The 17,518-nt window shown below is 43.7% G+C and carries 12 protein-coding genes; 8 read left to right on the plus strand and 4 right to left on the minus strand.

Going from position 1 to position 17,518, the window contains the following annotated elements:
• Positions 1–302 precede the first annotated feature (302 nt).
• A complete protein-coding gene (locus QUB04_RS15775) occupies positions 303–3,821 on the plus strand; it encodes an Eco57I restriction-modification methylase domain-containing protein (RefSeq protein ID WP_333285661.1) in 3,519 nt (1,172 codons plus the stop codon).
• A 123-nt stretch (positions 3,822–3,944) separates the two neighbouring features.
• On the opposite strand, the gene QUB04_RS15780 is transcribed toward QUB04_RS15775, so the two are convergent.
• Positions 3,945–4,583 carry a restriction endonuclease subunit R gene (locus QUB04_RS15780; RefSeq protein ID WP_333138323.1) on the minus strand — a complete coding sequence of 213 codons (639 nt, stop codon included), beginning with the start codon at positions 4,581–4,583 and terminating at the stop codon, positions 3,945–3,947.
• A 359-nt stretch (positions 4,584–4,942) separates the two neighbouring features.
• Here QUB04_RS15780 and pds point away from each other — a divergent pair, with 359 nt between their 5' ends.
• Together pds and crtB are read left to right on the plus strand one after the other, a co-directional pair.
• Complete coding sequence (gene pds, locus QUB04_RS15785; RefSeq protein ID WP_333241906.1) at positions 4,943–6,316, plus strand: 15-cis-phytoene desaturase; 1,374 nt, start codon at positions 4,943–4,945, stop codon at positions 6,314–6,316.
• Between the two features lie 92 nt (positions 6,317–6,408).
• A complete protein-coding gene (gene crtB, locus QUB04_RS15790; protein ID WP_333285664.1) occupies positions 6,409–7,338 on the plus strand; it encodes a 15-cis-phytoene synthase CrtB in 930 nt (309 codons plus the stop codon).
• A gap of 154 nt (positions 7,339–7,492) precedes the next feature.
• Here the strand turns inward: crtB and QUB04_RS15795 are convergent, their stop codons facing one another.
• Complete coding sequence (locus QUB04_RS15795; protein ID WP_333285666.1) at positions 7,493–7,990, minus strand: hypothetical protein; 498 nt, start codon at positions 7,988–7,990, stop codon at positions 7,493–7,495.
• Between the two features lie 365 nt (positions 7,991–8,355).
• Positions 8,356–11,079 carry a valine--tRNA ligase gene (locus QUB04_RS15800; protein WP_333285668.1) on the minus strand — a complete coding sequence of 908 codons (2,724 nt, stop codon included), beginning with the start codon at positions 11,077–11,079 and terminating at the stop codon, positions 8,356–8,358.
• 156 nt (positions 11,080–11,235) lie between these two features.
• Here QUB04_RS15800 and QUB04_RS15805 point away from each other — a divergent pair, with 156 nt between their 5' ends.
• Positions 11,236–11,598, plus strand: a complete 363-nt coding sequence (locus tag QUB04_RS15805) for a hypothetical protein (protein WP_333285670.1) — start codon at positions 11,236–11,238, stop codon at positions 11,596–11,598.
• A gap of 252 nt (positions 11,599–11,850) precedes the next feature.
• Here QUB04_RS15805 and QUB04_RS15810 read toward each other — a convergent pair whose 3' ends face one another.
• Positions 11,851–13,503, minus strand: a complete 1,653-nt coding sequence (locus tag QUB04_RS15810; protein WP_333285672.1) for an FAD-dependent oxidoreductase — start codon at positions 13,501–13,503, stop codon at positions 11,851–11,853.
• A gap of 208 nt (positions 13,504–13,711) precedes the next feature.
• On the opposite strand from QUB04_RS15810, the gene QUB04_RS15815 reads away from it, so the two are divergent.
• The 4 genes from QUB04_RS15815 to QUB04_RS15830 all read left to right on the plus strand — a co-directional run bounded on the left by QUB04_RS15815 (position 13,712) and on the right by QUB04_RS15830 (position 17,429).
• Entirely contained in the window at positions 13,712–13,939 is a 228-nt protein-coding gene (locus tag QUB04_RS15815; RefSeq protein WP_333285674.1) for a hypothetical protein, read from the plus strand.
• Positions 13,939–14,340: a type II toxin-antitoxin system VapC family toxin gene (locus QUB04_RS15820; protein WP_333285676.1), complete on the plus strand. Its 402-nt coding sequence runs from the start codon at positions 13,939–13,941 to the stop codon at positions 14,338–14,340. The genes QUB04_RS15815 and QUB04_RS15820 overlap by 1 nt, the downstream gene beginning before the upstream one ends.
• 198 nt (positions 14,341–14,538) lie before the next feature.
• Positions 14,539–16,236, plus strand: coding sequence for an AAA family ATPase (locus QUB04_RS15825; protein WP_333285678.1), 1,698 nt, complete (start codon positions 14,539–14,541; stop codon positions 16,234–16,236).
• Positions 16,233–17,429 (plus strand): 5-methylcytosine restriction system specificity protein McrC, encoded by a 1,197-nt coding sequence (locus tag QUB04_RS15830; RefSeq protein ID WP_333285680.1) that lies wholly within the window; start codon positions 16,233–16,235, stop codon positions 17,427–17,429. Before QUB04_RS15825 ends, QUB04_RS15830 begins: the two co-directional genes overlap by 4 nt.
• Positions 17,430–17,518 lie beyond the last annotated feature (89 nt).

Here is a 17,518-nt window from a genome sequence, read left to right on the forward strand (position 1 = left end):
TTTTCTTCTCAGTCCTCTTAAGAGGACTTTCGCTTTGAGACAGGGGTTTCAACCCCTGTCGGACTGTCGGACTGTCGAACTGTTTGTCTAATAGCGAAAGTCGTCTAAAGACGACTCATGAATTGAAAATTTTTCTTCTCAGTCCTCTTAAGAGGACTTTCGCTTTGAGACAGGGGTTTCAACCCCTGTCGGACTGTCGGACTGTCGGACTATCTGACTCTCGGTTTAACGTTAATTTGACACGCCTTGGACACGGTGCCGTGTCCCTACTACAGTTCTCCCTTATTCCTTCATATATAACCATGCCACAAACACTTAAAGAATCCCGCGAACTTCTCCAAGACTTTGAATTCAACAAATTGTTCGTCCAAAAACTCGGTTGGGATAATCCATCATCCCACAAAACCGTATCTTTAGAAATAGAAGGCGAGACTTATTCCCGAAAAGCCATCGCCCAACTTAACGGAGTAGTTGTATATGAAATTATCGCCGATAGCGGAAACATCCCCAACAGCGCCGAAAGACTGACAATTTATCGCGAAATCGTCCAAATTTCCGCCGAAAATTTGTTGATTTTTATTGACAAAAATCGCACCAAATGTCTCTGGTATTGGGTAAAGCGCGAAGGTACAAAGCTTTATCCCCGCGATCATGTATACGTGAAACGGGAACCTTGCGATTTGCTGCTGAGTAAAGTGACAGCTTTAAAGGTTGATTTAGAAGAATTAGAAACGCTTTCGGTGATTGATGTCGCCCAAAGATTGCAGGCTGGCTTGGATGTCGAACGAGTAACTAAAAAGTTTTTTGAAGAGTTTAAACAGCAACACGTTGAATTTTTAAGTGTGATTCGCGGCATTGACAAGGAAACAGATAGGCGCTGGTATACTTCGGTTTTACTCAACCGCTTGATGTTTGTTTATTTTTTGCAGCGCAAAGGATTTATCGACAGCGGCAAAATGCTGTATTTGCAGGAAAAGTTAGCCGAAAGCAAACAGCGGGGAACGGATTTATTTTACTCGCAATTCTTGAAAACACTGTTTTTTGATGGATTTGCTAAACCTCTGGATTTGCGGGAGGAAGGGGTTAAAGAATTAATCGGCGATGTTAAATATTTGAATGGCGGACTGTTTCTCGAACATCCCATCGAACAAAATTATCCGAATATTGCCATACCCGATGCTGCTTTTGAGAAAATATTTAAGTTATTTGCCGCCTATTCTTGGAATCTTGACGATACAGTGGGCGGGAAGGAAAACGAAATTAATCCGGCGGTTTTGGGATACATTTTTGAGAAATACATTAACCAAAAAGCCTTTGGTGCTTATTATACCAGGCCGGAGATTACTGAATATTTGTGCGATCGCACAATCAACAAACTAATCCTCGATAGAGTTAATGAGGGCGGGCACGGGGGCACCGCCCCTACCACCAATGAGGCAAACCAGGGTTTTGTAGGGGTAGTGCCCCCGTGCCTACCCCAAGTGCCCCCGTGCCTACCCCATGCCCAATTCCCCATGCCCGATGCCCAATGCCCGATTCCCCATCACTTTGAAACCATCACCGAACTCCTCACCAATCTCGACGCCAATCTCTGCCGCAGCCTGCTAACAGAAATCCTCCCAAACCTAACATTATTAGACCCAGCCTGCGGTTCCGGCGCGTTTTTAGTCGCAGCCATGAAAACGCTGATTTACATCTATTCAACAGTCATCGGTACAAGCAAGTTTTTAAAGGATCGTTACCTCAATGACTACCTAAAAGACATCGAAAAAGAGCATAGTTCACTTAACTACTATATCAAAAAACGGATTATTAGCGATAACCTCTACGGCGTGGATATCATGCCGGAAGCCGTGGAAATTGCTAAATTGCGACTGTTTTTAGCCTTAGTTTCGGCCGCGCAGAATGTCAACGACTTGGAACCGTTGCCGAATATTGATTTTAACATCATGGCGGGCAATTCTTTAATAGGATTACTGCGGGTGGATGACGCAGAATATGAAGGAAGTGGAACTCAGTTAAATTTGTTTCACAAGACATATAGACAAGTATTAGAGGAGAAAAACCGTCTGATTTCTATTTACCGTCATGCGACTACCTATAGCCAAAACTTGCAGAGTTTACGAGATGAAATTGCGGAAAAGAAAGCGCCGGCTATCGAAAATATTAATAAGATTTTGTTGGAAGATTTCAAGCAGTTAAAAATTAAGTTTGAACAAGCACAGATTAGCGGTAAGCCGATTAAGCGTACCCTGACTCTCGCTGATATAGAAGCTTTGAAGCCTTTTCACTGGGGCTATGAGTTTGATGAGATTTTGCATCAACGGGGCGGTTTTGATGCGATTATTACTAATCCACCTTGGGAAACTTTTAAGCCAATTGCTAAAGAATTTTGCTATCAATTTGCTCCTGATATTGAAAGACGCAACACTAATATTAAAGATTTTGAATCAAGATTTGCTGAGCTTATCAAAAATCCTAAAATTCAGCAGCAATACTTAGAGTATCAGAGTCAGTTTCCCTACGTTAGTGCTTACTATCGTTCAGCAGAACAGTATAAAAATCAAATTTCGATTGTTAATGGGAAGAAAGCGGGAACAGATATTAACTTGTACAAGCTGTTTGTAGAACTATGCTTTAATTTACTCCGTGATGGTGGGGAGTGTGGAATTGTTATCCCCAGCGGTATCTACACCGATTTGGGGACTAAACAACTGCGAGAAATGTTGTTCGAGCAAACTAAAGTCACGGGTTTATTTTGTTTTGAGAATCTTCGCACAATCTTTGAGGGCGTTCATCGCAGTTTTAAATTTGTTGTCCTCACTTTTTCAAAAGGGAGCAAGACAACTGATTTTCCGTCGGCTTTTATGCGGCTAGACGTGCAGGAACTGCAAGGTTTTCCCAATAACGATAGTTTAAAGATTAGCGTTGAATTGGTGCGGAAGTTATCTCCTGACTCTCTTTCGGTGATGGAGTTTAAAAATCTGGGAGACATTCGGATTGCTGAGAAAATGCTGCAATTCCCTTTGCTGGGCGAACAGATAGAGGGTAAATGGAATCTGCGGTTAACTGCGGAATTTCACATGACTAATGACAGTCATTTATTCCAGCAAGAACCAGGGAAAGGGAGACTGCCACTTTATGAAGGTAAGATGATTGAGCAGTTTACTCATACTCTTTGCGAGCCGCGTTATTGGATAGAGGAATCAGAAGGAAGATCCGCGGTACTTGGCAAAGAAAAGGATAGAGGGCAAACTTTAGATTATCAAACTTATAGGGCTGGGTTCCGTAAGATTACAGGCAGTACAAACACAAGAACAATGATAGCAACAGTTATCCCACCTAACTTTCAAGCAGAAAGCTTTCAGTCAGTGTTACGTTGCTCACAAGGTAGTGAAACTCCACCTAATAATCATCAGTGTTTATATTTAGTCTCTGTTTGGAATAGTTTTCTTCTGGATTATGCACTTCGATTCCGAGTTTCAACTAACATAAATTTCTTTTATGTCTACCAGTTACCTGTCCCGCGATTAGCATCAGGTGACAAATACTTCACCGACATCGTACAGCGCGCCGCCAAACTCATCTGCACCGCCCCAGAATTTGACGAATTAGCCCAAGAAGTCGGCTTAAACTCCCACCGAGAAGGCGTTACCGATGAAACTGAACGCGCTCAATTGCGAGCCGAATTAGACGGCATCATCGCCCACCTTTACGGCTTAACCGAAGCCGAATTTGCCTATATTTTGACTACTTTTCCGATCGTGCCAGAAACAGTGAAACAAGCAGCCTTGGAAGCATATCGCACCTTTGCGGCATAACCGGGGGAACCTGAAATCATCCATTTCAGGACTTATGCACTCCAACCAAAGAAACCGGGTTTTTTACCGAATCTGCGGGTGAAACCAAAGATTTTCGCAAAAACCCGGTTTCTGATTCCCCCACTAAACCAGATTACTAATATTCAACTCGCCGAGGCGCTTCAAAATACTCAGCACACTGTACAAATCATTCCCCGGATTGAACATAGAAAACCAGCGCGAAAAAGCGTACTGCGGTGTTTCCCCTTTAACTAATTTGACAAACAAAAAACTAGAGCCATTCATTAACAATCCGTAAGTAGGTCGATCGCCCTTAAGATTAGCTAACATATAAGCTAGTAATTGCGGAATCCCTACCTCCAAAGAAAACGCAGCCTTCTTGGACTCGATCACCACTACCCAAAACTCCTGAAACAAAGCCAAAACATCCAACTGTCCTCTCACAATCACTCCCTCGTCTTCGTCAAGGATTTCTAGAGACTTTTCGGAAGTAACGTGAAAAGGAGCAAGATAAAAGTCAGCTAAATCCCACAGCGGAGACAGCACTACCATTTTGACTGTATTTTCTAGCATTGGTGGACGAGCAAGCAAATTCCTGTAACTTGCTTTCACTCTGTCTAATCGCTGTTTTTCAGGATCGCTGATTTCTGGTAAATCATCTTGCCACTCGCGAAAGAATTGGTCATCCTCAATCAACTCTATTTTGAATTGGGTTTCCAAGTCGTTCAGCGCGACATTTCTAGATTGAATTGTTTGTACCATAAATTTAACTAATTTATTGAAATTTGCCTCATAATTGATGATAGCAATAATTGCTAAATTTCTGTTAATTGCGTTTACTAGGGCATAGGGCACTAGGGCACTTAAGGTCACACCCGCAGTCCGGCAGGGGTTGAAACCCCTGCCTCAAAGCTAAAGTCCTCTCAAAGAGGACTGAAGAACTCATTAGTCCTCTTTGAGAGGACTTGCGCTATGAGACAGGGAATTCATTCCCTGTCGGACTTTCGGGCTAAGCCGACACCTCCAAGCCCCGCCACATTCCTACAGATTGTTCCCAAAAAATGTAACGAGTTGTAAAGTATAATGAAAACGAAGCGAACACAGAGGCCAAGTAGTATCAAATGCGAGTTGCGATCGCCGGAGCAGGCTTAGCAGGACTTTCCTGCGCTAAATATCTTACCGACGCGGGCCACACCCCCATCCTCCTAGAAAGTCGGGACGTACTCGGCGGCAAAGTAGCCGCCTGGAAAGATGCAGACGGCGACTGGTACGAAACCGGCCTCCACATCTTCTTCGGTGCATACCCGAATATGCTCCAACTATTCAAAGAACTTGACATCGAAGACCGGCTGCAATGGAAAGAGCACTCGATGATTTTCAATCAGCCGGAAACCCCCGGAACCTATTCCCGCTTTGACTTTCCCGACCTTCCGGCTCCCTTCAACGGCGTCGCAGCCATCCTGAGCAACAACGATATGCTCACTTGGCCCGAAAAAATCCGCTTCGGTATAGGTTTGATTCCGGCGATGCTTCAGGGTCAAAACTATGTCGAAGCAATGGACAAATACTCGTTTTCCGACTGGCTGAAAAAGCAAAACGTCCCCCCCAGAGTCGAAAAAGAAGTATTCATCGCCATGTCCAAGGCGCTCAACTTCATCGACCCCCACGAAATATCCGCAACCATACTGCTGACAGCCCTCAACCGCTTCCTGCAAGAGAAAAACGGCTCGAAAATGGCTTTTTTAGACGGTTCCCCCACAGAAAGGTTGTGTCAGCCGATGGTAGACTACATAACTGAGCGCGGTGGTGAAGTCCGGCTGAATGCACCCATCGGGGAGTTTTTGCTCAACGATGACAACACGGTGCGGGGCTTCCACATTCGGGGAGTAAAAGGGGCAGAGTCAGAAATTCTGACCGCCGATATTTACGTTTCCGCGATGCCGGTTGACCCGCTCAAGTTGATGATGCCGAAACCTTGGGGCGAAATGGATTATTTCAAACAGCTCGAAGGCTTGGAGGGAGTACCCGTCATTAATGTACACTTGTGGTTCGATCGCAAATTAACTGATATCGACCATTTGCTGTTCTCGCGATCGCCCCTGCTAAGCGTCTACGCCGACATGAGCAACACCTGCCGCGAATATGCCAACCCAGACAAATCCATGCTGGAACTGGTTTTAGCACCGGCCAAAGACTGGATCGGCAAATCTGACGAAGATATCGTCGCAGCCACAATGGTCGAGTTAGAAAAACTCTTTCCCGATCAAATCCCAGAACCAGCCAAACTGCTCAAATATCACGTAGTCAAAACCCCTCGTTCCGTCTACAAAGCCACTCCCGGACGCCAGCAGTGCCGTCCCACACAAACAACTCCCATTAGCAATTTCTATCTAACGGGGGATTATACAATGCAGCGTTATCTTGCGAGTATGGAAGGTGCCGTGCTTTCTGGTAAGCTGACAGCGCAGGCTATTTCGACGGCCAATAACAAATGAAAAATTAAGAATTTTTCATAAAGAGGTAAAAAAATCTCCCGTTTTCTAAACGGGGGAAAATCAGTTCTAATCTTTAAATTTCTTATTCTCGGATGCTGCAACTGTCAAAACTCCAGTGCATGAGAACTCTGGCCTCTGTAGATGACTCCTACGAACTCTGTCGCCAAGTCACGGCGAGTTATGCCAAAAATTTTTATTTAGGCACTCAACTCATGCCCGAAGCCAAGCGTCGGGCGATTTGGGCGATTTACGTCTGGTGCCGCCGCACCGACGAACTCGTAGACGGGCCGGGTTCTGATGCAACGACCCCTGAAACCCTGGATTTGTGGGAAAAACGGCTAGAATCTGTGTTTGCCGGCCATCCTCACGACGACTACGACGTAGCTTTGGTGGATACGCTGTCTCGTTTCCCGATCGACATTGGGCCGTTTCGAGAGATGATTGCGGGCCAGCAAATGGACTTGTACCGTAGCCGCTACGAAACTTTTGAAGAGCTCAATCTTTACTGTTATCGAGTAGCGGGTACTGTAGGGCTGATGTCGATGTCTGTCATGGGTGTAGGCGAATCGAGCTCCGCTGCTAACTGGAATTGGCACTGGGGGAATAGAATTCCCAAAGAAGAAGCCATCTCCCTCGGTATTGCCAAGCAGTTGACTAATATTCTGCGCGATGTCGGAGAAGACGCCCGCCGCGGCCGCATTTACCTTCCCTTAGAAGACTTAGCCTTGTTTAACTACACCGAAGAAGATTTATTCAACGGTGTAATTGACAACCGCTGGCGGGAATTGATGCGGTTTCAAATTCAGCGAGCTCGCAAATTATACGCCAGCGCCGAGCCCGGAATTAAAGTGCTCAGTCCCGATATCCGGTGGACAGTTTGGGCTGCTACAATGCTCTACAGCAGAATCTTAAATGCGATCGAACGCAATCAATATGATGTGTTTCAGAAGCGGGCTTATGTTAGCAATTCTCAGAAACTGCGGTGTCTCCCCGCTGCTTGGATGAAGTCAAAAGTGCTTTAGCCGCAGGCAATTTTGCTGGCGATTCAGCAACTGGTAAGGGGTATTTGTCAAGTTACAAATTATATGATGTCCAGCAAATTGCATATTAGGTTAGTGGGGACGCGGTAGTGCCGTGTCCCTACGTTTGGTGTGTTAATTTAAGTCAAACTATAAGTCAAATTAGTGGAGTAGCGGGCGGAATTTTCAATTGGGCGATCGAACTTTCCAATAATTGCTTTTCCTGCTGGAGTTTTGCCTCTAAATTTTGAATTTGTTCTCGGCGGGCTTCAACTTCAATCAAGCGGCGAGACAATTCTTGACTCTGCAAAGTGAGAGATTGCCTCCAATCTTCTGCTTTCTGGGCTTCTTGCTGCAAAAAATCGGGAGTAAAACCTGTTGTTAAATATTTATCTACTAATTGTAGTACCCAGTTTGTAGCTGCTTGAATATGCAAAACCTGGCTATTTTCGTCAACATTTGCTAATACTAAAATCCCTTCATTTAAAACATTCGTTGCAGAGTTAATTGGATTTTGATGAAAATCTTTCGGTAAGGTCAAGAAACTTTCTTCACTAAGAATAGCCCAAGTATCATCAGAATTTTGGCAAGCCAGCAATTGCAAACTTATCTCGCCTAAAATTTCCTGATTTTGTACTTGGGCTAAATATAGCATAAGGGTAATTAGTAATTAGTTATTAGTTATTCCTAACTGGTAACTGGTAATGGGTAAAAACAGCTATCCGTGTATCCGTGCATTCCGTGTCGTGCTGTTGGTTATTTGTTGTAGGATTTGCGATCTTGTAGGGGCGGGTTTTACCAACAATAATTGCCTGAAACTAACTATCTCGTAAACCCGCCCCGGCCACAGTCAACTGTCAACTATTAAAACAACTTTAGCCGATCGCGCCTGCGGTGCGTGAGAATCAATATTTTCCTTGGGATTCCCAAATTATTCGCCCTCACGCACCCTACCATTAAACTAAAAACCGTCAACTGTCAACTGTCAACTGTCAACTGTCAACTGTCACCACTCAACTATTAAAACAACTTTAGCCGATCGCGCAAAATTTCCGCTTGTTTTTCGGCTTCCGCCAAAGCATCCCTCGCGCCCTGAACCACATCAGGAGTAGCCTTATCCACAAACTTCTGATTAGTCAAGCGCGCCGCAGTATGCTTAATTTCAGCTTCCACCTTGCTCAACTTCTTCTCTAACTTAGCACGCAAAGCCGCCAAATCCACCACCCCAGCCAGAGGAATCAATACTTGCACAGTACCGACCACCCCAGCAATTGTCTGTCCCAAATCTGCATCCAAACTAGCAGTAACTGTCAGATTCTCGACTTTTGCCAAATCCTGAATGTAAACACCTCCATCTGAGATGATTTGGCGTTCTTTCTCACTTTCGCTTTGCAAAATCGCCGTCACCTTCACACTGGGTTTGATATCCGAATCTGCCCGCAAATTGCGAATAGTGCGAATTGTATCGAACAACAACTCAAACTGCTGTTCTAATTCAGCATCAATTAGCGAGGAATCCGCTTCAGGATAAGCTTGCAAAGCCAAACATTCACCATCACCTGTTTGAGTCAGAGTGTGCCAAATCTCCTCAGTAATGTGTGGCATAAAAGGATGCAGCAGTTTCAGAATCCCTTCCAACACAAAAGCAAAAGTTTGCTGTGCCACTTTCTTAGAATTTGGTTCAGCATCCTGCTGCAAGCGAGACTTGACTAACTCAATATACCAGTCACAGAAATCGCCCCAAATAAACTCATAAAGTCCCTTCGCCGCTTCCCCCAAACCGTAAGTTTCCAAACAATTGCGGCTTTGCTGTACAACTTGATTGTAGCGAGAAAGAATCCAGCGATCGCACAATTCCAAACCACCTCCCACAGAAGGACTTCCCAACTGCTGCGGAGTCTGTCCCTCCAAATTCATCATCACAAACCTAGCCGCATTCCACAATTTATTCGTGAAGTTCCGGGAAGCTTCCACTGATTTCGATTCATCAGTTTTGCGATCGTACTCCATGCGAATATTTTGACCGGCCCCAACCACTTCCTTAACCAAAGTGTAGCGCAAAGCATCAGTACCGTACTTGCCAATCAACAGCAGCGGGTCGATACCGTTATTTTTACTCTTAGACATTTTTTGACCGTTTTCATCCAACACCAAACCGTGAATGTAAACAGTATCAAAAGGCATCTTTCCAGTAAAATGTCCTGCCATCATCGTCATTCTAGCAACCCAGAAAAAGATGATATCAAAACCAGTCACCAAAGTAGTAGTCGGATAGTAAAACTCCAAATCTTTAGTTTCGTCCGGCCATCCCAAAGTTGAGAAAGGCCACAACCCGGACGAAAACCAAGTATCCAATACGTCTGGATCTCTTGCTAACTGCACGTCATTACCAAATTTAGCCGTAGCTTTTTCCTTAGCTTCAGCTTCAGTTTTTGCAACTATAAAAGGTGTCGTATCAGTAATTTCTCCGTGAGTTTCGCTAACCGCATACCAAGCCGGGATTTGGTGTCCCCACCACAATTGCCTGGAGATACACCAATCCTTCAGCTTCACCAACCAATCGCGATAAACCTTTGTCCATCTGTCAGGAACAAAGACTGGTGAGTTACTTTGATCTAATGCTTCTAAAGCGCGTTGAGAAAGAGGATCGATCTTCACAAACCATTGCGTAGATATCAAAGGTTCGACCGGAACCTTGCCGCGTTCGCTGTATGGAACAGTATGCTTATAATCTTCTATTTTAACCAAAACCCCGTCAAGTTCTAAGCGCTGCACCACATTTTTACGGGCAACAAATCGGTCTTGTCCTTGGAACTCTCCGGCATTTTCATTTAAAGTGCCGTCCTTATTCATAATGTTAATAAACGGCAAATTGTGACGCTTACCCATCTCGAAGTCATTCGGGTCGTGGGCGGGAGTCACCTTGACACAACCAGTTCCGAAAGTCGGATCGACAAACTCATCAGCAATGATTGGAATTTCGCGATTGACGATCGGCAAAGTGACAGTTTTACCGATAAGATGTTTGTAGCGATCGTCCTGTGGATTCACCGCCACCCCAGTATCGCCCAACATCGTTTCCGGCCGAGTCGTCGCCACCTCCAAATAACCAGAACCGTCCGTCAAAGGATAGCGGAAATGCCACAAATGCCCGTCAACTTCCTGCTGATCAACCTCCAAATCCGACACAGCAGACTGACTCGCCGGACACCAATTCACCAGGTAATTGCCGCGATAAATCAGCCCCTCATCGTACAGGCGGACAAACGCTTCTAAAACCGCAGCCGATAAGCCTTCATCCATCGTAAAGCGTTCGCGCGACCAATCGACAGACACGCCCAAACTGCGTAATTGATTAGTAATAGTATTGCCCGATTCAGCTTTCCACTCCCAGGCCCGTTCCAAGAATTTTTCTCGGCCTAAATCGTGGCGAGTTTTGCCTTCTGCTTTGAGTTGCTTTTCGAGAATAGTTTGAACTGCGATGCTAGCATGATCCGTTCCCGGCAACCACAGGGTATTGCGTCCAGTCATGCGGTGATAGCGGACGAGGACATCAATCAGCGTCTCTTCAAAAGCGTGTCCCATGTGGAGGCTGCCGGTGACGTTGGGCGGCGGGATAACTACGCAGTAAGGTTCGCCGCCTTTTTCGGGGTCAGCTTTGAAGGTTTGGTTGTCTTCCCAGTATTTTTGCCATTTGGCTTCGGTGGCTTGGGGGTCGTATTGCGGGGGTAGGTTTGCGGTCATGGTGGCTTCGGAGTTTGATCTTATTTATGATTGTGCCATAGAAGGGAGGAGAAGAGTTTTGAACCGCATCCGTGTCAGAGGCAGAGGGAAGAGCGATATTCAAGGCGGGGAGTGTCAAGTTAAAATGAAGGTAAAATTAAAAGGTTTGATGGCATTATGAATGTAGCAGCACTTCGACATCAAATCGATCGATGGCTCGATCGACTCTCTCCAGAACATCTGGCATTAGTTGCGAGTTTTATAGAGTTTCTAAGCCAAAAGCAACGTCAGGGGGTAATCATTTCGCAAAATAATCTGCCAGAGGTTTTCTCAGCAGAAATCCAAGAGATGCCTCCTGCTAATTCTTTGAGTATTCCAGAACCCTCAGAAATTGACGGAGAGGGCCAATCTAAAGCAGCGCTTCTACAAGATTTTCGGCAAGCTTGGCACGAAGCCATGACTGGGCAAACCATTTCGGTTGCTCAAATGTGGGAAGGAATTGAAGAGGTTTCGACATCTTCAGTGGTAAAATCCTTTTAATATCTTATTTGACAGAAATCCCTAATCCAAAACCCGCATTCTCTCGGAGAAAGCCACGATTTTGCAGAGAAACCGGTTTTCTTTTGGCCTTAGTCTTACTGGTAAAACAACTTGCAATAATTAAGGATTGCAATGAATAACAGTTATCAAACTCCAGGAATTGCGTTTTTTGTTCTCAAACTCAAACAAAAGTTTATAGTTTGTAGGCGGGTTTAACATCGTATAGCAACACGGGTGACAGCTATATCTCGATTATTTCACCTCCTTATAATCCACCCCATAACTCGTATCTCTCCCCGACAAATACGTCGTTTTCCCCGTTAAAGTCTCCAGAGTTTTTTTCGTTTCAGCCGAAGTAATCGAATTCAGCGGCACGCCGAACTTGCTAGCCAAACCAGCGGCGACGCCCACACCTTGTCCTTGATAAATATTCACCGTCGCAATTCGCCCGACGGATACAGCCATACCGACATAACCCGACGATCGCCCGACAATGGCTAAATTCTTGACTTTGCTAGCCAAAGCGCTTTCTATCCCGAAATTATACACTGGCAGCGGCGGAATTCTCGCAGATAAATTCTTGACTCCGCCCCGCATATCGAAATCGTAGGAAAAACTGCCGATCGACTTGGAAGCTGCTGTTCCCCCTTTGATAATCTCCTTCCCCGTCAGCGGATCTACCACATCGCGAACGTTCAAAGTTTGTCTGATATAAATCTCGTCTGGAATAAATACTCTCACATCTTTACCAGACTTCTTTTGTAGCCAGTGTTGGAGATGTGACATTTCTTTAATCATTTCAGGAGTCGGTTTTCTGCCGTTAGCTTCCATCTTCATGATTTGGTCAACTTGGTATTTAAACAGAAACCCGTTCCAGGACAGCACATTTTTGTTATAAACGCACACATTGCCTTTATCAAAAAAGAATCCTTTATTTTGACTAAAGGGCAGATTTCTGTCTATGTGATACGCTGCTCCTATAGCTACGCTTCTGATGTCGTAGCCGTCTGTATATGGCTGATAAATTGTACTCCAGAAGTTCCTCAGCCAGAATTTTGTACTGGCCGGATCTTTAGATTTTGTAATGCTTTCTTTAATCTTTTTTACCAAAGGCCTATTGTAGAGAATTTCATCTTCTATTCTGCGGAATTCGGACATTGTTATACCCGTAATTCTCGGAACAATAGAGACTGCTAAAGTTTCATTTTTGGATTTTATATTTTGAGATTCATATCCTGTATAATAAGATAATCCTGCTTTTCTTGCCAATTCTGCGTCTTGAGTTACGTCAATAAAAGAGTTGGCTTTAATTTTTAAACTGCTGCCTTTTACTTCGGCATATTCGATTTTTTTATCTACGACGTGGGGAGTAAGAGTTGAGTTGGAAATTACTCTGACTTTTGCTGCTGAAAGCATTTGCCGGAGAGCTTGATCGGCCCTTTTTGGGTCTAAGCAAGATTCGCGCGCATTCGCTTTATCTAAGAATTCCTTAAAACATTGGGCGTAGGGTTGGCGGTACCAATCGGGGATTTTATCTAAATCGATGTAAGCTAAACCGCCGCGGGTGAGTAAGCCGCCCAAAGGTGCTCTTCCGTAGTTCGATCGCACGATCGCAACTTTGCCCTTTGCGCCTAAAGTCTTCTTAGCCCATATCGCCGCACATATCCCCGGTACTTCATCACCATATACTACTACATCAAACTTTTGCTCCGGTGATTTTTTGGGAGTTACCGGAGGCGGGCTGCTGGATTTTTGCTGCTGAGTTCCAGCGTCTAAGGTAGCACTTGCTGGGTCTCTATTTGCGATATAATTTTCTATTTCTCTGAACGGCGGGTAATTAAGTAAAAGTTTGAGGGCTGCAAAGATGATTGCAATTGAAGCTAATTTCTTAAAAGTAGAGAGCATTCAGTTGACTCGTGGATAAATTTGCATTACCTGAAAGGGCAGTTCAGGGTTTACGGAGTTGAATATAGCACGTTTAGATAATTTCGACACAAGTTTAAATTTTCCGGGAACCGTGGTAAACGAATCTTCTCAACCCAAACCGGGTGATGCTGTCCTTGGCAGCCAAAATGCTACAATTACACCAATCACAAATTGAAACATAAAAAACATGACTTTTGAGGCGGTTTTAAATCTTGTTAAGCACTTGTCTCTAGCCGAAAAGTTACGATTGATTAAGTGGATTGTTCCTGAAATAGAACGAGAATTAGTGGTTCGGCCCACTCCCCGCAAATCATTGTGGGGTTTATGTGCTGACTTGGGAATTGCACCTTCTGCCGCTGATATAGATGAAGTTCGCAGCGAAGAATGGGCGAATTTCCCAAGGGAGGATTTCTAATGCTGCGTGCTGTAGCTGATACTCATGCTGTGATCTGGTATATCTTTGCCGATGCGCGACTTTCGGTGGCTGCTAGAACGACAATAGAACAGATAGCTGCCGAGGGAAATCAGGTGGCTTTTTCATCAATTACATTAGCAGAAATTCTCTATCTGAGCGAGAGAGGGCGGATTAATTCAACTACTCTCGATCTATTATTGAGAGAAGTTGAGAGCGATGAGGCTTTATTGGTTGAAATTCCTTTCGATCGTAATATAGCTTTGACTTTAAGGCAAGTTGACCGATCGCAAATTCCCGATTTGCCCGATCGCATTATTGCTGCTACTGCTTTGTATCTTAATGTACCTGTTATTAGTCGCGATCGCCGGATTCAATTATCTAGTATAGACACAATTTGGTAAATCTGAGTCACTCGGCGCAAGTTTAAATTTTCCGGGAACTGTTGTTAGCGGTTTTGCCAGTGTTACTGGTTTGGGAGGGCTATTGATGAGGGTAAGGATGGGGGGTGCGATCGCATCTCAGATATCTGGTGTCGGGAAGGGCGATCGGCTACAATAATTTAAGAACAACAATTAAGTCATCTTAAAGATACAGAAAAAATGGAACAAGTTTTTGTACATCCTGAAAGTCCTTTTTCAGTAAACACATTTAACCTATTAGCACAATTTAATGAAACTCCCACTTCCGATTTTTACCGGGAACACAAAAAAGATTTTTTACAATATGTAGAAGTGCCGCTCAAGTATATTTTAAGCCAGGTAGAAGAGCAGTTGCCGGATTTTATTAAAAAATATATAGATATCAAGCAGGAGAGCTTTGGCAGCATTCAAACACAATCTTTGAAATCCACAGTAGTCTACAGTGTAGACTACTGTTTTAACGGTAGGGCTAATAGTAGGCAATCTGATAAGTTAATGTTAACAGTTGAAAACCAGACATTAACTTTTGGTTTTTCTGGAAACAACCATTTTTTCCCGCCAATGGTAAATTGCTACAAAGATTATGCAAATAACGTTAATTTAATCGAAATTCTCAAACGTTATCACCTTCCTCACAGACATTCTTTTTCTTATAGCTGTCTAACAACCAATGATTTTGGGGAAAGATTAAAGCGCATAATGAAGCCGGAAAAATCTATTCATAAACTATTAGAAAGTATGTTATCCGAAATAAATAGCTATCCAAACAGCGAATTGGAACGGCTTAGAGGTTTTGATGTTCAAGTCGCGATCTCACTTGAGTCAGAGGAAATACTAAGATATTCTGCCAAACACTTAATTCAAAAAATAGCACAAACCTTTAAAAAACTATTTCCCTTATTATTAATTTTTAACTTGACCGGAGCAAATAATAACCCAGAGCTTCTTCTCAGTCAATATTTTTCAGTGTATGAAAAGGAATTTAATCCAGAGTATCAAATAGAAAAAATTTCAGAAATTACTGGTTTTCAAACAACCCAACTAACCCAATGGATACACGCCATTAACCGCAAAGGCCAAACCATCATCCAAGGCCCACCCGGAACCGGAAAAACGTTCATAGCAGAAAAACTTGCCAAACACTTAATCGGCGGCGGTGACGGTTTCTCAGACATTATCCAATTTCACCCCGCCTACACCTACGAAGACTTTCTCGAAGGCCTCCGCCCCATAACTCAAAACGGACAATTAACCTACTCAATAGTTCCCGGTAGATTCCTAGAATTCTGCAAACAAGCCGAAGCCTGTGAAGACACTTGTGTTCTCATTATTGATGAAATTAATCGCGCAAATCTCTCTCAAGTATTTGGCGAGTTAATGTATCTCCTAGATGACCGACAAGACACAGGACGCTCTATTATACTAGCCAGCGGTAAACAATTTAGAATCCCTACAAATGTCCGCATTATTGGCACAATGAACACCGCAGACCGTTCTATTGCCTTAGTTGATAATGCACTCCGCCGCCGTTTCGCATTCATTCCCGTCTATCCAAACTATGAAGTGCTGCGACAGTATCACCACAGAGAGGAAACCGGTTTTCCAGTTGATAAATTAACTAGCATTCTAGAAGATGTCAATCGCGCAATTAACAACAAACACTATGAATTAGGCATATCCTTCTTTTTGACAAAGACCTTAGCTGAAGATATCCAAGATATTTGGCAAATGGAAATCGAGCCATACCTTGAAGAATACTTCTTTGATAACCAGGCCAAAATGGATGAATTTCTCTGGGATAAAATCAAATATCAATTCAGCAATTTATCGTCTAACGCTACCATTATTACTACCAACACGGCGTTACAGCATCTATGAAACGAGAATCACCCCAAATCATCGAACTCACCGAATATAAATCCGCAAGCTTTGAACAATACTCAATCCCCGAATCAGTCGGACAAAAAATACACCAGAATTATGACAAGGAAATCGATATAGAATTTCCCACATTTAAAACAAAATATCAATGGCACTTAAAATCTAAAGGCAGAGTTGGCAACATTCCCATCACTCCCGAATTTCACATCGCCATCCGCCCACAGGTGCCCATAAACAACCTCTTCGGAATGATTGACTATGCCTACAACCTTAAGATCAAATTTCCCCAAGGCTCTATTCAGTGCGACTCTTTAGAACAAAGTTACGAGAAATTAGCTAACATTCTTGCCCAAAAAATTCTAGAACGCTGTCGCAAAGGATTATATCGCGATTACTTATCCAAAACAGAAAGACTCGCCTACATTCGCGGCCGCGTCGATTTGCGGTCAGCCCTGCAAAAACCTTGGGAGGTTAAACTAAAATGCCACTATAGCGAACAAACAGGCGATATTGAAGATAATCAAATACTCGCTTGGACACTTTTCATCATTGGCCGCAGCGGTTTGTGTCGTGAATCTGTTTCATCCACTGTGCGAAAAGCGTTTCACGCACTCCAAGGATTTGTTACATTAAAACCTTTTAAATCCGAAGCTTGTATTGATAGAAATTATCACCGTTTGAATCAAGATTATCAACTTTTACACGCCTTATGTCGATTCTTTTTAGATAACACAGTGCCTAGTCACGAAACAGGCGATCGCCAAATGCTCCCTTTTCTCATAGACATGGCTAATTTATATGAACAATTTGTCGCTGAATGGCTCAAAGCAAATACACCAAAAGGCTTTTTTGTCAAACAACAACACCGAGTCACACATGACAAAAACTATTTCGATCGGATTGACTTACTGCTGTGCGATATTGCAACAAGTAAAGTTCAATACGTCCTCGATACAAAATACAAAGCTCCAGATAAAGTAGCCAATAATGACATTCATCAAATAGTTGCTTACGCCAATGCCTTAAAGTGCCAAAATGCAATTCTCGTCTACCCGCAAAACCTCACACAGCCACTAGATATAAAAAATGACGATATTCGAGTTCGCAGTCTAACTTTTTCCCTAGATAGCGACCTGAATGAAGCCGGAAAAACCTTCTTAACCTCTCTACTTTCAAACACCCTGCCCTAACTCCAATACGGTTCAGTTAAAAGTGTTTATTCCTCGGAGATCCCCCTAAATCCCCCTTAAGAAGGGGGACTTTGAGTAAGTTCTTGTCC

The sequence above is a fragment of the Microcoleus sp. D2_18a_B4 genome (assembly GCF_036702475.1).
In the GTDB taxonomy this organism is placed as follows: domain Bacteria; phylum Cyanobacteriota; class Cyanobacteriia; order Cyanobacteriales; family Microcoleaceae; genus Microcoleus.